Origin of the sequence: Rahnella inusitata (assembly GCF_965118895.1) — a bacterium.
Taxonomy (GTDB): Bacteria; Pseudomonadota; Gammaproteobacteria; order Enterobacterales; family Enterobacteriaceae; genus Rahnella; species Rahnella inusitata_A.
Genome location: NZ_CBCPJJ010000009.1, coordinates 260,586 through 277,745, shown reverse-complemented (window position 1 = coordinate 277,745; position 17,160 = coordinate 260,586). Strand labels below are relative to the sequence as shown.

Below are 17,160 nucleotides of genomic sequence, written 5' to 3'. Positions count from 1 at the left end.
TTTTTTATGCCGTTTACCCGAATTTCACTGCCTGCACATCGTCTGGAAGAGTGGCAGGCTGCGATCTCAGCCGTCCTGCAAAACGCGCTGGTGTATACCTTTTCAGTACCAAAAGACGACTGTTTCCAGCTGTTTGAACCCGCCAGCCCCAGCCAGAGAGTCATTCATCCGGGTTATCTGGCGGGTAACGATTGTTTACGTTCTGAGGATTTTTTGCTGTTTCACATCACCGCAGGCAAACCGCGCAACTCGTATCAGAAGCAGGCGTTGTACCGTCATCTGACCGAAAACCTTCACGTTACGCTTGGGATCTCGCCGGCCGACGTAATGATTGTCGTGAGCTTTACCCAACCGGAAGACTGGTCATTCAGCCATGGAGAAATGTTTCAGATAACATAGAAACAGGAAAGGCTGCCCGAAGGCAGCCTGAATCAGGTTTATTATCAGATTACGCGTCCAGAATCACATCGGCCATTGGCGGGATGTACCCGTAATCGTATTCGCCGACCACAAAAGTCTGTTCACCTTTCAGTTTGATTTTCACGGTCGGCGCTTCTGTGCCGCCGATGCGATAATCCATCCCGGTAGTGGCCTTATCAACCGGTACGCTGTCGATAAAAGACGTTACCAGACCGTTGGGCATCACATAGTGAGAATAAGTCTGGTATGGCTGAGATGGCGGGTTGCCGAGCACCAGACCGGAACCGTTCAGAGGCACATAAGGTCCGAAAAGTTCATCACTCACGAAACCGTAAACGCCGTCCGGACCGGTGACTCCCTCACCATAAGTGAATTTATGGCTGATGGTGAACAGGTAATATTTACCGTCCTGGAACACAAAGTGCGGGCGTTCGGTCTGATCATTAACGCCCACGGCGGTCAGCAAAGGGGGCAGCAGCGTCCAGCTGTCGCCATTCTCATCAGCCGCTTGCGCGATCCCAATGCAGGCGGTCTGATAGCGGGAGTTGCCGACATCTTCATAACCCGGCGGCACATCGCCGATCTCTTCCGGCCCGACCACGTGGGAACCGCGATCCCCCGCCACATTTCCTTCAAACAGCATATACAGCTTGCCGCTTTTCGGGTCACGGAACGGGAACGGGTCGCGAAAGCCCCAGTACGGGTTTTGCGTTTCGGTTTGATAAATTTTACCGTCGGCTTCAAACAACGGTTTTACCGAAATAAAATCTGCGACGTCGACACCCTGATTATGGGTAATCACGCGGCCACGGACTTTAACAATCGTCGCACCCGGTGTGACTGCCGTGTAATATAAATCCACTTCGCCCTTATTATTCACTAATACCGGCGAACCAGCCCATTCACGTACGGTTGGAGAAACACCTTCCGTCATAACACGGCCACCAAATACCCAATCCTTACCGGTATTAGAATACCAATAGCAAATTTTTGCGCGCCCGTGTCGGTTATTCCAGTCCAGCGTTATATCGTAATTCCCGTTGGCATCAATATTGGCGGGATCATTAGGCTGACGCTCAGCCGTCAGGGTAAAGATGACTGACCAGCCATCTACGGAAAGCACATTACCGTCAATATCGCGCAGCGGCATGGTATCCCAGATAAAGACCTCATTACTCATCACCGGGAAATCACCGTTCACCAAGGGCTGCGTGGTGGTCGGGTCATTCTCATTCACTTTGAGCGCATCAGCACGCGTCCAGACACTCGGTTTTTTCGCCGCCAGCGTTTTTAAACCACTTTCAGTTACATTATTCATAAACCACCTCATCATTATAAAATTAAAAAGACTTCAATTAAGTAACTTGCCGGTTTCACTGCGCTCATTTATATTCAAGACCGAAGCGTTGCCGACAAATCCAATACTGAAGCCAGTCACAGATTTGATAAAGTGATTGACGTCCGCTGGTAACTCACAGGACGTACTGATTAATAAATGCCTATTTTTTAAAATAAAAAAACCCTGACCTCATGCCAGGGTTTTACATTATTTTTAAGTTAAGATATTTATTATCGCGCCACTATCCCCAGCTTTTTCATTCGGGAGAGCAGTGTCGTACGCTTAAGCCCGAGACGCTGTGCTGCACCGCGCGGGCCGGCAACGACGCCGTTCGTTTCTTTCAGGATTGCGATAATGCGCTCACGTTCATCCTCTTCGCTGAGCGGTGTTTCGGGTTCTGGCCTCACCAGCTGAGCCGCCACTACCGGCAAGGTGATTTGCGGATAGTTCAGCTCAGGGAGTTGAAGATCCAGCACGGTGCCACGGGTCAGCAGGACGGCGCGCTCAATGACGTTTTCCAGTTCGCGCACGTTACCCGGCCACGGCATGCGGCTCAGCAGGCGCAAGGTTTCCGCCGGAATACTGTCGATGGTGCGCTTCATCCGTTTGGCGATTTTATAGGTGAGGAATTTTACCAGCTGCGGGATATCTTCCGGGCGTTCGCGCAGCGGCGGAATGATAATCGGGAACACGTTCAGGCGGTAAAACAGATCGCTGCGGAATTCTTTGTCAGCGACCATCTGCTGCAAATCGCGATTGGTTGCGGCGATCATTCGCACGTTCACTGAAATCAGTTTATTGCCGCCCACGCGTTCGAACTCTTGTTCCTGCAGGATCCGCAGCAGTTTGGGTTGCAGCTCAAGCGGAATTTCACCCACCTCATCAAGAAACAAGGTGCCTTTGTCTGCCAGTTCGAAACGCCCCATTCGTTGCGCAGTCGCGCCGGTAAATGAGCCTTTTTCATGGCCGAAGAGATCACTTTCCATCAGCCCTGCAGGCATCGCGGCGCAGTTCATTTTCACCATGCGCTGATCGCGGCGGTCGCCAAGATTGTGGATAGCCCGGGCGATCAGCTCTTTGCCGGTGCCGGTTTCCCCGAGGATCAGCACCGAGCAATCGCTTTTCGCCACGATCTCCACCTGTTTCAGCACCGCTGACATACTCTGGCTGCGTCCGACAATGTCGCTGAAATCCGGGTTGTTGCTGTTGATCTGCTCGGTCAGATACAGGTTTTCGTGTTGCAGTTTTTCCTTCAGGCTTTTGATTTCCTGATAAGCCAGCGCGTTATCCACCGCAATGGCTATACGTTCGGCGATTTGCTGCAACACCCGCAGATTGGCGGAATTGAAATTGTCCGGCTGGCACTGTGCCAGCTTAAGCACGCCCAGCGTTTTATGGCCGAAACGTAACGGCAGAATGCACAACGTTTTGGTTTGCTCGCGCCACAGAAGATGGAACAGCGTGCTCTCGTCGTTCTCCCCTTCGCTATCTGGCCGCAGGTTAGTCAGCAGCATCTCACCGCTTTTCATCACCTGCTGTTCCACGGTTCCGGCCAGCGCCATCCGCGACTGTTCGCGTTCTGCAACATGCGTCTGCACGTAATGCGTGGCATAAACGCTCGCCTGTTCACTCTCTTTTTCGCCATCGCACAGCACAATGCTGATGGCGTTGATGTGGAAGAAATGATGAATAGTTTTTGCGATTTCGCCGGTCAGTTCGTCCAGATCTAATTTTGAAAGTACGGCATTGGTGATATCCACCAGGATCCGAAAATCATCGCGTTCGTGGCGCAGCAGGGAGTGCTGAAACAGCGCATTTTCGCGCAGCTGGATCTGTTCCACCGCAATCGCGGCCAGCATACAGAGTTCATGCAATCCGGCTTTATCTTCCTCACTGAACGGATGTTCGTGCTGACGGGTAAATTCGCAGCCACCGAGCAGGCCGGAGGAGGCCAGCAACGGCACCAGACAGTAGTCGGTAAATGCCGGATAAAGATTCAGCGCCGTCAGCTGCGGATAACGCAGATTGAGCGCCTCACTACGCCAGACCTGCATTTTCGGGTTATTGAGCAGAGCATGCACCGGCCCGGTTGCCAGCAGAGTTTCATCTTCATAGCTGACCGGCTGATGATGCGGGTCGATCCCATAAAAACTGACGCGGTCGCTGTTGTTATCGAACAACACCAGCGTGACGGCTTCGGCGATACCGGCGCTTTGCACCACCTGCGTCAGGGTTTCCAGCAGCGATGTCATGGTCTGTTGCAGCAGCAACGTACGCGTCAGTTCCAGTAATCCTTTATGTTTTGTGATGCTCATTGTTGCACTCTGCATAGCGTTAGCTCTGGGAACCTGTTTTTTGAAAAAAGAAGATGAGTAACATGATTCTGGGTAACAGGAATTTCATCGAAGGGGCGATAAGCAAAAATTCTACCCCTTTCGTCGCAGACCACTCCCTGATGAGATCAACAAATACGAGGTAATGGCTCCGCATGAGGCAACATCAGCTGCCGGACAACACCCAGCGCCCCGCGTAAACAAACCTGCGGATGTTCAGTCACTTCACCGATAGTGGCTGCATCAGTCCCTAAATGATGGTCGCGCAGGATGTTCAGCACAGCGTCTTCTGCCTGCGGGGCGACCGCCACCACCAGCTTGCCTTCGTTGGCAAAATTCAAGGGCTCCAGCCCGAGCAGTTCGCAAATCCCGCGTACGGCCTCTTTGACCGGTAAGGCATTTTCGTCGATGCAAATCCCGAAACCGCTGGCATCACTGAATTCATGCAGGATGGCGTTCACGCCGCCGCGCGTTGCGTCGCGCAGAGCATGGACACCCGCCAGCATACGCAGTGGCGCAATCATCTGTGCCAGTACGGCGCAATCACTTTGCACACCGAGATCCATCCCCAACTGTTCGCGAAGGTTCAGAATTGCTGCACCGTGATCGCCAAGCGTACCGCTGACGATCACTTTGTCACCGGCCTGAACAGATTTCGCAGCCCACTTCACCGCCGTGGGTATCACGCCGATCCCGGCGGTATTGATGAAGATTTTGTCGGCTGCGCCGCGTTGCACCACTTTGGTATCGCCGGTGACAATCGCGATGCCCGCTTCCCTGGCAGTCTGCGCCATGGTGCTGACGATTTTCTGTAAATCGCCGAGTGGAAAGCCCTCTTCCAGAATAAATCCGCAGGAAAGATAAGCCGGTGTCGCGCCGCTGACCGCCAGATCGTTAGCCGTACCGCAAACCGCCAGTTTGCCGATATTGCCGCCGGGAAAGAAAATCGGATCGATGACGTAGCTGTCGGTGGTAAATGCCAGGCGATCGCCCTGACGGCTGAGATCGGCGAGGCTAATCCGCGCACCGTCTTCCCGTTCATTGAGCCACGGATTATCAAATGCGGCCAAAAACATCCGTTCGATTATCTGTTGCATCGCCCGTCCGCCGCTGCCGTGCGCCATTGTCACCACGTCATTGCTCACGCTCATCCTGCCACCTTCTGATTTTCTTCAAATTGCACGTATTGAGTTTCCTGATGCCGGTACTGATACCAGGCGGCGCAGGCACCTTCTGAGGACACCATCAGCGCGCCGAACGCGTTATGCGGGGTGCAACCGGCGCCAAACAGCGGGCACTGATGCGGTTTACAGCGCCCGGTCAGTACTTCGCCACAGCGTGCGCGAGGATCATCACAAACCGACTGCACCTGAGGATTAAAACGCCGTTCGGCATCAAAAGCCTCATAGGCGACGGTCAGTTGTATTCCTGAGTTCTCAATCAGCCCCAGCCCGCGCCATTCGCTGCTGCCGGAAAGCACAAACACCTCCCGCATCGCCTCCTGTGCCAGCAGGTTACCCTCTTGCGGCACCACCCGACGGTATTGGTTTTCGGTTTTACACGATGCCTCGCAAACTTGTTCCACCAGCATCAAAACGCTCTGCAATATATCCAGCGGTTCGAAGCCACTTATCACCAGCGGCTTGCCGAACTGTTCATTGATGAAGTGATAGGGCGAAGTGCCGATCACCATGCTGACGTGGCCTGGCGCGAGAAACGCATCGATGCGCACGTCGTCCTGTTGCAGCAGGCTGCGCAACGTCGGGATCAGGCTGATGTGCTGACAGAACACGCTGAAATTTGTCAGTCCTTCGCGGCGCGCCTGTTGCAGCATGACGGCAGTTACCGGCAGTGTGGTTTCAAAACCGAGGGCGAAAAACACCACGCTGCGCTGCGGATTTTCACGCGCCAGTTTCAGCGCATCGAGCGGCGAATAAACTACGCGCACATCCGCGCCGCGTTCGCGCGCTGTCAGCAGCGAGCCGCGCTTCCCAGGCACGCGCAGCGCATCGCCGAAGGTGCAGAAAATCACCTGCGGATGAGCAGCGATTTCACAACAGGCATCGATCCGTCCCATCGGTAAAACGCATACCGGACAGCCCGGCCCGTGAATAAATTCCAGCTGCGGCGGCAGCAGTTTATCCAACCCGAACTTGAAAATAGCGTGAGTATGGCCACCGCAGACTTCCATGATCTGCATCGGTTTTTCGGCGGTGTAAGGCAATTGCGCCGCCCGCTGATGCAAACGTTCGATCAGCGTTTTAGCGAGTTTGGGATCTCTAAATTCATCGACAAACCGCATTATCTTGCCTCTCCTTTGCCAAGAAACAGCGCGACGTCGGCTTCCACTTCTTCCATGTCATGTAACGCTGCCAGCGTATCCCGTGCCTCCTGTTCATCCAGCTTACTGAGCGCAAAACCCACGTGGATTAATACCCAGCAGCCGATCAACGCGTCCCGTTTCCCTTCACATACCAGCGCAATATTTACTTCACGACGCATTCCGCACACTTCTGCCCAGGCATGATCGGGCTGCTGTTCGTGCAGCGCGACAATTTGTCCCGGAATGCCTATGCACATCGCTGCTGCTCCAGCCACGCCAGCCATTGTTCCATGCCCTCGCCGGTGGTGGCCGAAAGCTGAATGACTTCAATTTGCGGATTCACCTGACGCGCATTGGCAATGCAGGTGCCAACGTCAAAAGTGACGTAAGGCAGAAGGTCGATTTTATTGAGAATCATCAGCCGCGACGCGGCGAACATATGCGGATACTTCAGCGGTTTGTCTTCGCCTTCGGTGACGGAAAGCACCGCGACTTTATGACGTTCCCCCAGATCGAAACTGGCAGGACACACCAGATTGCCGACGTTTTCGATAAACAGCAGGCTGTTATTTTTCGGTGCCAGCTGATGAACGGCATCGTGCACCATCTGCGCATCAAGATGGCAGCCTTTACCGGTATTGACCTGGACAGCCGGAACGCCCGTCGCACGGATGCGATCGGCATCGTTGGCGGTTTGCTGATCGCCTTCCACCACCGCGCACTCAAACTGCGCGGCCAGCCGGGTGAGCGTGCTGGTCAGCAACGTCGTTTTACCTGAGCCGGGGCTGGACACCAGATTCAGCGCCAGAATCGACGCCTGCGCAAAATGCTCGCGGTTATGAGCGGCGATATGATTGTTTTTCGCCAGCACGCCCATTTCGATATCAATCAGGCGACGCGGCGCGAACGGCAGCGCATGCGAATGATCGTGAATGTGAGAATGAGAATGCGGGGAAGCGTCGTCAGAAGAGTGATGATGAAAATGTTCGCTGCTGACGCCTTCAATCCGAAGCTCGCCGCTGGCACAACCACAGGTACTGCACATAGTTTTCTCCCCGGGCACATCGTGCCCGTTATTCGATTTCAATACGTTTGATTTTCATGCCATCGTCGGCAATGACCCGTAGATTGCGGCCTCCGCACTGCGGGCAGAGCAGCACGCCGGGGCTGAGCAAGCGGATATCCTGCTGGCAATCGTGGCACCAGCTAACGGCGGCGGGCGTCGCAAGATGCAACTCGCAGCCTTGTGCCAGCGTTTCGCGGCAAGCCAGTTCAAAGCAAAATGTCAGCGCCTCTGGTTCAACGCAGGAAAATGCGCCCACTTCAAGCCAGACGGCAGTAATTCTGCGCGCATTATTTTGCCGGCCAAATTCCTGCATGATTTCCACGGCATTCTGGCACAGGGTTATTTCGTGCATGATTTCCGCTCTTTTTGGAAAGTGATGAAAAGTGTTTGCAATATTAATGCCAGAGTTTTTAACGCGAATTAAATCCGTGACTGACGTTAAATTCACGTCCCGACATATATGTCGAAATAAGGTGTCATCGACATGTCATTTCTTTGCCTGCAGAAGACATTAAAAAGTTATTAACGCATCAAACTGTTGATTTTAAATCTGTTATATCAAAATTTATGTAACTGGCACGCTTTATGCCAATAGAGCCTTATGCGCCGTATTTTCGTCGTCATCTGACATTTCGAAATGGCACCCATAAAGAACTCAATAACGGGTAAACACCATGAGCACTCTCAGCGAACTGACCAGCAAAGCGGATTACATTGCCAGCAAAAATAATCACCTGAAATCGCAATGGCACACCTATCAGAACAGCCTGATTCAGGCGATCACCACGTCGAATAAGAAAATAAATCATGAGTTTACCTGTAGTGAAGAACAGGACATCCGCTTCACATTGTTTAACCATTTCTCAGTCAGCATCCATCTGAGCGACGATTTTTACAGTCAGGATGTTATCTACAGTCTGAATATGACCCCGGCCAGTGAAGAGCCTGATTTCAAAGCCTTCGCCCACGCCAAACTGAGTGAAGACGGGCGTCTCGACGGCACCGTGGATATCCGCGATAAAAATGCCGTACAGGAACATTACCTGAATAAAATTTCCGCCATTTATCAGTGCCTGTTTGACTCCCTGCATAACAATCAGCCCGTTTTACCGCAATTAGAAAAATTATTAATTCAGGCGTAAACATTCGCCTGAATACATTTTCACAGCATGGCGAAAATGAAATTAAACATCGCCAAACTGCCGTTGAGTTAATGCAATTCATTCTGACATAAGTGTCGAAATGTCATTTTAAGTGCCGATTTCGTCATCTTTGACGAAATAGAGAGGAGACTTCATGAGCCGCACCGCCGTTGCCATGAATCAATATGTGATCGCCGATCCAAAGCTCTGCATCGGCTGCAATACCTGTATGGCCAGCTGTTCGCAGGAACATCAGCGCCACGGCTTACAGTCTGCACCGCGTTTGCAGGTGATGCGTAACCGTCTGGATTCCGCGCCGGTGATGTGCCACCAGTGTGAAGATGCGCCCTGCGCGCAGGTGTGTCCGGTCAATGCCATCACCCGCGAGAATAACGCCATTCATCTCAATGAAAGTCTGTGCGTCAGTTGCAAGCTGTGCGGTATCGCCTGCCCGTTTGGGGCCATCACGTTTTCCGGCAGTACGCCCGTGGATATCCCGAGCAACTGCAATACCTCAAAAGCGCTGCCCGCCCCTCGTGCGCCGCGCGCTGTCAGCCCGTTTCTCGACTGCGTTCCCGGCATCCGCGCCGTGGCGGTGAAATGCGATTTGTGCAGCTTCAGTCCGGACGGTCCGGCGTGCATCACCACCTGCCCGACGCAGGCGATCACTCTGGTCACCGCCGGTCTCTCTGAGCGCGCCAGCCAGCAAAAACGCCTGAACGCCATGAACGTTTTTCCGGCAGAACTTCCTGTTGAACTGACGACCTTCACCGCCCCTGACGCGGAGGCAGAATTATGATTCCTTTATTGGCTCTTACGCCCGCCTCTCTGCTGACGCTGGCGCTGTTGATCTGGCTGCTGAGCGGCATAGTGAGCTCGCTGGTGGCGGCTTTCGCCCGACTGAGCAGCCTGATATCCGGGGCGGGCGGCATGCTGGCTTCGCTGGCGGTCATTATCGCCGCGTTGCAGATTTTGCACAGCGGGCCAGCACAAAGCATCACCTTACCGGCGCTGCACTTTGCTGCCGAATTCAGCCCGCTCAACGGCCTGTTACTGCTGGCGATGGCGGTTCCGGCGCTGTTTTGTAGCCTGTATGCCTGCGCGTGGCTTAACGGCGTGAACAAGCGCAAGCGCGCGCGCACCGGGCTTTTGTGTAATCTGCTGCTGGCGGCGTTAACGGCGGCGGCAGTCTCAGCCAATGCCGCTCTGCTGATTTTGGTGATGGAGCTGGCGGCGCTGTGCGCCTATTTCCTGATCGTGCAAACCGACGATGTAAAAAGCCGTCGTGCCGGTCTGAATCAGTTTCTCTCCGGTCGTCTCGGCACACTGTGCCTGATTCTGGCCTTCGCCCTGCTGCATCACACCAGTGGTAGCGTGAATTTTGACGTGCTGCGCCATACAGAATTTAACCCTGGCGTGAAATCCCTCGCCTTCCTGCTGGCGTTGATCGGTTTCGGGCTGTACGCCGGGATCATTCCCCTGCACGGCTGGGTACCGCAATCACATTCGAGCGCACCGGCTCACGCCGCCGCGTTGTTCTCTTCCGCCCTGATGAAAATTGGCATCATGGGCGTCATAAAAGTCGGTCTGGATCTGCTCGGTGCACCACCACTCTGGTGGGGCCTGATGGTGTTGCTTCTGGCAATCCTGACCGCGTTTATTGGCGGGTTGTACGCCCTGATGGAGCACGATATCCGCCGTCTGCTGGCCTATCACACGCTGGAAAACGTCGGGATTATCCTGCTCGGCGTCGGCGGCGCGATGGTCGGCGTGACGCTGAATCTGCCGGTGCTGGCATCTCTCGCACTGCTGGCCGGTTTGTTCCATCTCTTCAACCACGGCCTGTTCAAAACCGCGCTGTTCCTCGGTGCCGGTGAAATCGAAATGCAGACCGGCATCAAGGATATGGAAAAGCTTGGCGGGATGGCGCGTCTGATGCCGTGGACGGCCGTGGCGATGCTGATTGCGTTGATGTCGATGGCCGCGCTGCCGCCGCTGAACGGCTTCGCCAGTGAATGGCTGCTCTATCAGTCGCTGTTCCAGCTGAGCGGCAGTCATGCGTTTATCGCTCGTCTGCTCGGGCCTCTTCTGGCGGTCGGGTTGGCGCTGACCGGCGCACTGGCGCTGATGTGTATCGCCAAAGTGTTCGGCGTGACCTTTCTCGGCGCACCGCGCAGTCAGGCCGCCGCCGATGCCACACCGGCACCGCTTCCGATGACCCTTGCCAGCGTGTTACTGGCGCTGCTGTGCGTGATTTTTGGCGTCGCATCGCCGTGGCTTATTCCGCATTTCTCCGCCGTGGCAGCGTCGGTGCTTAACGCGCCATTGATGCCGTTCGCCCGTCAGGGCGCGGCGGCGACCGGCACTTCCGCCGTATCTGCGCCGATGATAGCCCTGCTGCTGCTGGCGATGCCGGTGTTGCCGTGGCTTATCGCCACTCTGTTGCGCGGCCAACGTCTGCCGAACCGGTTGCGCGGCGATGCCTGGGCCTGCGGCTACGGGCATTCACCTGACATGGTGGTGACTGCGACCGGTTTCGCCCAGCCGCTGCGCGTGATGTTTGCGCCGCTGTACCGTCTGCGTCAGCGCGCTACGCCTGCTGCACTGGTGGCCGCGCTGCATCAGGGCTGGCTCGGTGCTTTCTGCCGCCGTCTGGCTTTCATCGAACTGGCCGTGTTGCTGGTCGTGGCTTTCGCCTGAGGAACTGATGATGAATTTTCCCGTTTTGATGAGTAACACGCTGTGGCCGTTGGCGCTGATTCAGGCTATTACGCTGCTGGCGGTTGCACCGCTGTTCGCCGGATTCAGCCGCGTGATGCGCGCCAAAATGCATAACCGGCAAGGGCCGGGCGTGTTACAGGAATATCGCGATATCGCCAAATTGCTGCAACGGCAAAGCGTAGCGCCAGCGGCCTCCGGTGCAGCGTTTCGCAGCATGCCTTATCTGCTGACTGGCGGCCTGCTGGCTATCTCCACCGCCTTGCCGGTGGTGACGCTGGCGTCGCCGATGGGCGCGGCGGGCGATCTGATCACGGTCATTTATCTCTTCGCTATCGTGCGTTTCGTGTTTGCCATCGCCGGTCTGGATACCGGCAGCCCGTTCACTGGCATCGGCGCCAGCCGTGAAGCAGTGCTCGGCGTGCTGGTCGAGCCGATTTTGCTGCTCGGCCTGTGGGTAGCCGCGCTGGTCGCCGGTTCAACGTCCCTCGGCGCGATTGCTGACTGCGTGCGCCACTGGCCGGTCTCTTCTTCCTTAACGCTGATTTTGGCCGGTCTGGCCTGTGCTTTCGCCACTTATATCGAAATGGGCAAACTGCCGTTTGATATGGCGGAAGCCGAGCAGGAGTTACAGGAAGGGCCGCTGACCGAATATTCCGGCGCAGCACTGGGCGTGCTGAAAATGGGGATCAGCCTGAAGCAGCTGGTGGTGTTGCAGCTGTTCCTTGGCCTGTTTTTCCCGTTCGGGCTGGCACAACACCTGACGCCTCTGACGCTGCTCGTCGCCGCGATGCTGTGCCTGCTGAAACTGCTGATTGCCGTTTTTGTCGTCGCGCTGCTCGAAAACAGCGTTGCCCGTCTGCGCTTTCTTAAAACTTCCCGCACCACCTGGGCGGGCTTCGGGCTGGCGTTTCTGGCGCTGGTGTCCTGGCTGGTCGCAGGCTGACCTGACATTTTTCTTGTCCCGCTGCGGCGGGAAGAGGCTTAGTAATGAGTGATTTCAATACCGCGTTAAACCAAAATCCGGTCGGTAAGCATTATCTGGCGGCGCTGGCGAAACAGTTTCCGTCGGCGATTTTAGGCAGTGAATGGCAAACCGACACGCAGGCAACCGTGACCATCAAGCTGAACGCCCTGCCGGAAGTGGTTGAGTGGCTTTACTACCAACAGGGCGGCTGGCTGTCGGTACTGTTCGGCAATGACGAACGCACACTGTGTGGTAATTACGCACTGTATTACGTGCTCTCGATGGAGCAAGGCGTGAAGTGCTGGATTACAGTACGCACCGAAGTGGATCCGGTTTCGCTGGAATTCCCGTCCGTGACGCCGCGAGTGCCTGCCGCGGTCTGGGGCGAGCGCGAAGTGCGCGATATGTACGGCCTGCGTCCGGTCGGGTTGCCGGATGAACGCCGTCTGGTGCTGCCCGATGACTGGCCTGACGATTTATATCCGCTGCGCAAAGATGCCATGGATTATCGCCAGCGGCCCGCGCCGACCACTGACGAAGAAACCTATCCGTTTATTTCCGAAGCCAAAGAAGGCAGCAAAATCGTGCCGATTGGCCCGCTGCACGTCACCTCTGACGAACCCGGACATTTCCGTCTGTTTGTCGATGGCGAGGACATTATCGACGCCGACTACCGCCTGTTCTACGTTCACCGCGGCATGGAAAAACTGGCCGAAACCCGCATGGGCTACAACGAAGTGACGTTCTTGTCGGATCGCGTCTGCGGCATCTGCGGCTTTACACACAGCGTGGCCTACACCTCATCGGTGGAAAATGCGATGGGGATTGTGGTGCCGGAACGCGCGCAGATGATCCGCTCAATTTTGCTGGAAGTCGAACGTCTGCACAGCCACCTGCTGAACCTCGGGCTGGCCTGCCATTTCGTCGGGTTTGACTCCGGCTTCATGCAATTTTTCCGCGTGCGTGAGCAATCCATGAAAATGGCCGAAATCCTCACCGGCGCGCGCAAAACCTACGGTATGAACCTGATCGGTGGCATGCGTCGCGACATTCTCAAGGACGACATGATAGCCACCATTGCGCTGGCGGGCAGCATGCGCCGTGACCTGCATGAGCTGGTGGACATTCTGCTCAGTACGCCGAATACCGAACAGCGCAGCGTCGGCGTCGGCCTTCTTGATCCGCAGGTTGCGCGCGATTTCAGCAACGTCGGTCCGATGGTACGCGGCAGCGGCCACCGCCGCGATATGCGTCAGGATCATCCTTACGCCGGTTACGCCAAACTGCCGTTTGAAATTTGCAGCGAAACCGGCAACGACGTGTATTCCCGCCTGAAAGTGCGCATCCATGAAGTGTTCAACTCCCTGAATATGATCGAGTTCGGCCTGCAAAGCCTGCCGGGTGGCCCCCTGGCGGTGGAGGGCTTTAACTATATTCCGCATCGCTTTGCACTGGGCTTTGCCGAAGCGCCACGCGGCGATGACATTCACTGGAGCATGACCGGCGACAACCAGAAACTCTTCCGCTGGCGCTGCCGCGCGGCGACCTACGCCAACTGGCCGACGCTGCGATACATGCTGCGCGGCAACACCGTGTCCGACGCGCCACTGATCATCGGCAGTCTCGATCCTTGTTATTCGTGCACCGACCGCATGACGGTGGTGGATGTGCGTAAGAAAACGACCATCGTCGTGCCTTACAAAGAGATCGAACGTTACGGCATTGAACGTAAAAACTCGCCGCTTTAAGGAGCCGCCCAATCATGCTGAAACTGATTAAAAAAGTTCTGAAGACCGGCAAGGCGACAGTGGGTTACCCGTTCACACCGCTGGATCTGGCCCCGAATTTTCGCGGCAAACCGCAGTACGACGCGCAACAGTGTATCGCCTGCGGTGCCTGTGCTAACGCCTGCCCGTCCAACGCGCTGACCATGACCACCGCCGAAGACGGCAAAAGCATCCGCTGGTCACTGTTTTTAGGACGCTGCATTTTCTGCGCCCGCTGTGAGGAAGTCTGCCCGACGGCGGCCATTAAGCTTTCGCAGGAGTTCGAGCTGGCGGTGTGGCGCAAAGAAGACTTATACGAAACTGCCGATTTCCCGGTTTGCCACTGCCGTGAATGCGGCAAACCTTACGCCGCGCAAAAGGAAATCGACTTCGCGCTCAGCCTGCTACAGGAAAATGGGGCTCTGAGCGACAGACAAATCGCTGACCGCCGGGCGCAGTATGAAACCTGCCCGGCCTGCAAAAAACTGCACTGTCTTTCATCCACCGACCGGATTGATATCGGCCGTCATATGACCACGGAGGCGCAGCCATGAGCCAGACACTGATCGGCCCGCGTGACGAAAATGGTCTGCCGGTGCCCGTCACACTTGACGAAAGCATCGCCAAACTTAAATCCACCCTGCTCACCCGCATCCGCCGCTCCGCCTATGTGTATCGCGTGGACTGCGGCGGCTGCAACGGTTGTGAAATTGAGATTTTCGCCGCAATTTCACCGCTGTTTGATGCTGAACGCTTCGGGATCAAAGTGGTGCCGTCGCCGCGTCACGCCGATATTTTGCTGTTCACCGGCGCGGTGACACGCGCCATGCGTGTCCCGGCACTGCGCGCCTGGGATTCTGCACCGGATCCAAAAATCTGCATTTCTTACGGTGCCTGTGGCAACAGCGGCGGCATCTTCCACGACCTGTATTGCGTCTGGGGCGGTACCGACAAAATCGTGCCAGTGGACGTTTATATTCCCGGCTGCCCGCCGACGCCCGCCGCCACGATTTATGGTTTTGCGATGGCGCTCGGCCTGCTCGATCAAAAAATAAAAGGCCAGCAGCACGATGAAGAAGCGGCCCTTCCGGCGGCGTTGCTGCACCCGGATTTGCCACAGCCGCTGCGCGTATTACTCGATCGCGAAGCGCGCCGCATGGCTGGTTATCGCTATGGTCGCCAGATTGCCGACCGGTTTATGCAACTGGTCGCCGCCCCCGGCCTGCAACCGGTGGATGAGCGCGTGTCGGCATATCTTGAGGAACAGGGAGATATGCGTCTCAATGAAATCGTCGGCAACCTGCAACAGATTTATCAGCAGGTACTGCGCGGGGAGATTCGCCTGTGATGACCCCGGCCAACGACCAGCGTTACGCCCGACACCAGACCATGGCGGGCGTGAAAGCAGAGAAAAACAAAGTGATTTTCTATTCGCTGAGCAGCAAGTTCGTCGATGAGAAAAGCGCGCAGAAACGCAGCTCGCAAAAAGTACAGGAGGTGATTTATTACAGCCTGGCGATCGGCCATCACCTGGGGGTAATCGACTGCCTGAAGTCACGCCTTGAATGCCCGCTCGACGGCTACAGTCAGTGGATGGAGTGCCTGACGGAAAACAGCGAGGCGCGTCGCAAACTGGCCGGTGTGCAGCGCTTTGGCGAAATCAACATCGACAGTAACCACACCCATTCTCTGGCGCTGGCGCTGCGCGATGCCCGTGAAAAGATGAACACGCAGCAGCAAGGGTGGAGCGACGCACTGATTGCGCTGCTTCAGCAAATCGAAAACGACCCCGCCATGTACCTGATGGTCAGGAGATACGATGCCTGATACCACTTCGCGCTTCGCCCTGCTGTGCGTCGGCAACAGCATGATGGGTGATGACGGCGCGGGCCCACGGCTGGCAGAAATTTGTGCGGAACAACCGCTGAGCGGCTGGACGGTGGTGGACGGCGGTGCCGCGCCGGAAAACGACATCGGTTTTTTACGTGAACTGCGCCCGGATTATCTGGTGATTGTCGATGCCACTGACATGGGGCTGGCACCCGGTGAGATGCGCATCATCGATGAAAATGACATCGGTGAGATGTTCATGATGACCACCCACAACTTGCCGCTGACGTTCCTTATTCAGCAACTACGCGAGGACATTCCGCAAATCACCTTTGTCGGCATCCAGCCGGACGTTGTGGCGTTTTATTACCCGATGAGCCCGGTGGTGGAACAGGCGGTTAGCCGCTTGCATCAGCTCTTACCCCGACTGGAAAGCGGGCTGGGCATCGCCCCTTACAGAGCGGATATAGCCTGACGCCGGCTTTCGACACAACTGTCGAGGTAGTGACGAAACGGACAGGACGTCAGCGACACATTTCGTCACTGCCAAAACATCACTCTCTAAATCATTGAATATAATCAGTAAAAATTAACCACCGCAACTGGCACGGTTTATGTATAGCCAGTGCAGCAATGTCGTCAGGCCGGTGTCATCCGGCTTCATAAGAAAATCCGGAATCAGGAGAGTTGAAGATGAACCGGTTTATTATCGCCGACCCTAAAAAATGTATCGGCTGCCGTACCTGTGAAATCGCCTGCGTCATGGCTCACAGTGAATCGCAGGATATCTCCCTGCTCAACGCCGCCACGTTCGCGCCGCGCTTGCACGTGATTAAAGGCGTTAATCTGAGCACCGCCGTGATGTGTCGCCAGTGTGAAGATGCGCCCTGCGCCAATGTCTGTCCGAACGGCGCCATCAGCCGCGTCGGCGACCGCGTTCAGGTGATGCAGGAACGTTGCATCGGCTGCAAAACCTGCGTCGTCGCCTGCCCGTACGGCGCGATGGAAGTCGTCACCAAGCCGATTTTCCGCCAGAACGGCGCGGCCATGACCGCCACCTCTGACAAAGCCGAAGCGCATAAATGCGACCTGTGCCATGCCCGCGCTGGCGGCCCGGCCTGCATGGAGATCTGCCCGACCAAGGCGCTCTATGCCATCGATCGCAATCACTTACAGGAAATGAACGCAGAAAAACGCCGCCGCGCTGCGCTCGATAGCACCTCCCCCCTGCTGTTTTAACCTCGAATAGAGGAAGG

General features: G+C 55.9%; 18 protein-coding genes. 11 read left to right on the top strand and 7 right to left on the bottom strand.

What is annotated here, in order from left to right; translation table 11 throughout:
• Positions 1-6 precede the first annotated feature (6 nt).
• The gene (locus ACMHLI_RS09360) at positions 7-399 is read left to right on the top strand and encodes a tautomerase family protein (protein ID WP_413529224.1); all 393 of its coding nucleotides are present in this window, start codon (positions 7-9) and stop codon (positions 397-399) included.
• A gap of 49 nt (positions 400-448) precedes the next feature.
• Here the strand turns inward: ACMHLI_RS09360 and ACMHLI_RS09355 are convergent, their stop codons facing one another.
• The 7 genes from ACMHLI_RS09355 to hypA form a co-directional block, all read right to left on the bottom strand.
• On the bottom strand, positions 449-1,738 hold the full coding sequence (locus ACMHLI_RS09355) for a glycoside hydrolase family 68 protein (RefSeq protein WP_413529223.1): 1,290 nt from the start codon (positions 1,736-1,738) through the stop codon (positions 449-451).
• Between the two features lie 251 nt (positions 1,739-1,989).
• Positions 1,990-4,074 (bottom strand): formate hydrogenlyase transcriptional activator FlhA, encoded by a 2,085-nt coding sequence (gene flhA, locus ACMHLI_RS09350; protein WP_413529222.1) that lies wholly within the window; start codon positions 4,072-4,074, stop codon positions 1,990-1,992.
• A gap of 146 nt (positions 4,075-4,220) precedes the next feature.
• Positions 4,221-5,243, bottom strand: a complete 1,023-nt coding sequence (gene hypE, locus ACMHLI_RS09345; protein WP_413529221.1) for a hydrogenase expression/formation protein HypE — start codon at positions 5,241-5,243, stop codon at positions 4,221-4,223.
• On the bottom strand, positions 5,240-6,394 hold the full coding sequence (gene hypD / locus ACMHLI_RS09340) for a hydrogenase formation protein HypD (protein WP_413529220.1): 1,155 nt from the start codon (positions 6,392-6,394) through the stop codon (positions 5,240-5,242). The genes hypE and hypD overlap by 4 nt, the downstream gene beginning before the upstream one ends.
• Complete coding sequence (gene hypC, locus ACMHLI_RS09335; protein ID WP_413529528.1) at positions 6,394-6,672, bottom strand: HypC/HybG/HupF family hydrogenase formation chaperone; 279 nt, start codon at positions 6,670-6,672, stop codon at positions 6,394-6,396. Before hypC ends, hypD begins: the two co-directional genes overlap by 1 nt.
• Positions 6,663-7,460: a hydrogenase nickel incorporation protein HypB gene (gene hypB / locus ACMHLI_RS09330; RefSeq protein WP_413529219.1), complete on the bottom strand. Its 798-nt coding sequence runs from the start codon at positions 7,458-7,460 to the stop codon at positions 6,663-6,665. The genes hypC and hypB overlap by 10 nt, the downstream gene beginning before the upstream one ends.
• Before the next feature lie 28 nt (positions 7,461-7,488).
• Positions 7,489-7,833 (bottom strand): hydrogenase maturation nickel metallochaperone HypA, encoded by a 345-nt coding sequence (gene hypA / locus ACMHLI_RS09325; protein ID WP_413529218.1) that lies wholly within the window; start codon positions 7,831-7,833, stop codon positions 7,489-7,491.
• 322 nt (positions 7,834-8,155) lie between these two features.
• On the opposite strand from hypA, the gene hycA reads away from it, so the two are divergent.
• The 10 genes from hycA to hydN all read left to right on the top strand — a co-directional run bounded on the left by hycA (position 8,156) and on the right by hydN (position 17,143).
• Positions 8,156-8,623, top strand: coding sequence for a formate hydrogenlyase regulator HycA (gene hycA / locus ACMHLI_RS09320; RefSeq protein ID WP_112168302.1), 468 nt, complete (start codon positions 8,156-8,158; stop codon positions 8,621-8,623).
• A gap of 175 nt (positions 8,624-8,798) precedes the next feature.
• Positions 8,799-9,422 (top strand): 4Fe-4S dicluster domain-containing protein, encoded by a 624-nt coding sequence (locus ACMHLI_RS09315; protein ID WP_413529527.1) that lies wholly within the window; start codon positions 8,799-8,801, stop codon positions 9,420-9,422.
• Positions 9,419-11,323, top strand: a complete 1,905-nt coding sequence (locus ACMHLI_RS09310) for a proton-conducting transporter membrane subunit (protein ID WP_413529217.1) — start codon at positions 9,419-9,421, stop codon at positions 11,321-11,323. Before ACMHLI_RS09315 ends, ACMHLI_RS09310 begins: the two co-directional genes overlap by 4 nt.
• A gap of 10 nt (positions 11,324-11,333) precedes the next feature.
• Positions 11,334-12,287 carry a respiratory chain complex I subunit 1 family protein gene (locus tag ACMHLI_RS09305; RefSeq protein WP_413529526.1) on the top strand — a complete coding sequence of 318 codons (954 nt, stop codon included), beginning with the start codon at positions 11,334-11,336 and terminating at the stop codon, positions 12,285-12,287.
• A 44-nt stretch (positions 12,288-12,331) separates the two neighbouring features.
• Complete coding sequence (locus ACMHLI_RS09300) at positions 12,332-14,056, top strand: NADH-quinone oxidoreductase subunit C (protein ID WP_413529216.1); 1,725 nt, start codon at positions 12,332-12,334, stop codon at positions 14,054-14,056.
• Positions 14,057-14,070: 14 nt separating this feature from the next.
• On the top strand, positions 14,071-14,628 hold the full coding sequence (locus tag ACMHLI_RS09295) for a formate hydrogenlyase complex iron-sulfur subunit (protein ID WP_413529215.1): 558 nt from the start codon (positions 14,071-14,073) through the stop codon (positions 14,626-14,628).
• Complete coding sequence (locus ACMHLI_RS09290; protein WP_413529214.1) at positions 14,625-15,422, top strand: NADH-quinone oxidoreductase subunit B family protein; 798 nt, start codon at positions 14,625-14,627, stop codon at positions 15,420-15,422. The genes ACMHLI_RS09295 and ACMHLI_RS09290 overlap by 4 nt, the downstream gene beginning before the upstream one ends.
• Complete coding sequence (locus ACMHLI_RS09285; RefSeq protein ID WP_413529213.1) at positions 15,422-15,901, top strand: formate hydrogenlyase maturation HycH family protein; 480 nt, start codon at positions 15,422-15,424, stop codon at positions 15,899-15,901. The genes ACMHLI_RS09290 and ACMHLI_RS09285 overlap by 1 nt, the downstream gene beginning before the upstream one ends.
• Entirely contained in the window at positions 15,894-16,379 is a 486-nt protein-coding gene (gene hycI / locus ACMHLI_RS09280; protein ID WP_413529212.1) for a hydrogenase maturation peptidase HycI, read from the top strand. The genes ACMHLI_RS09285 and hycI overlap by 8 nt, the downstream gene beginning before the upstream one ends.
• Positions 16,380-16,597: 218 nt before the next feature.
• Complete coding sequence (hydN, locus tag ACMHLI_RS09275; RefSeq protein ID WP_056774212.1) at positions 16,598-17,143, top strand: electron transport protein HydN; 546 nt, start codon at positions 16,598-16,600, stop codon at positions 17,141-17,143.
• The last annotated feature ends 17 nt before the right edge of the window (positions 17,144-17,160 follow it).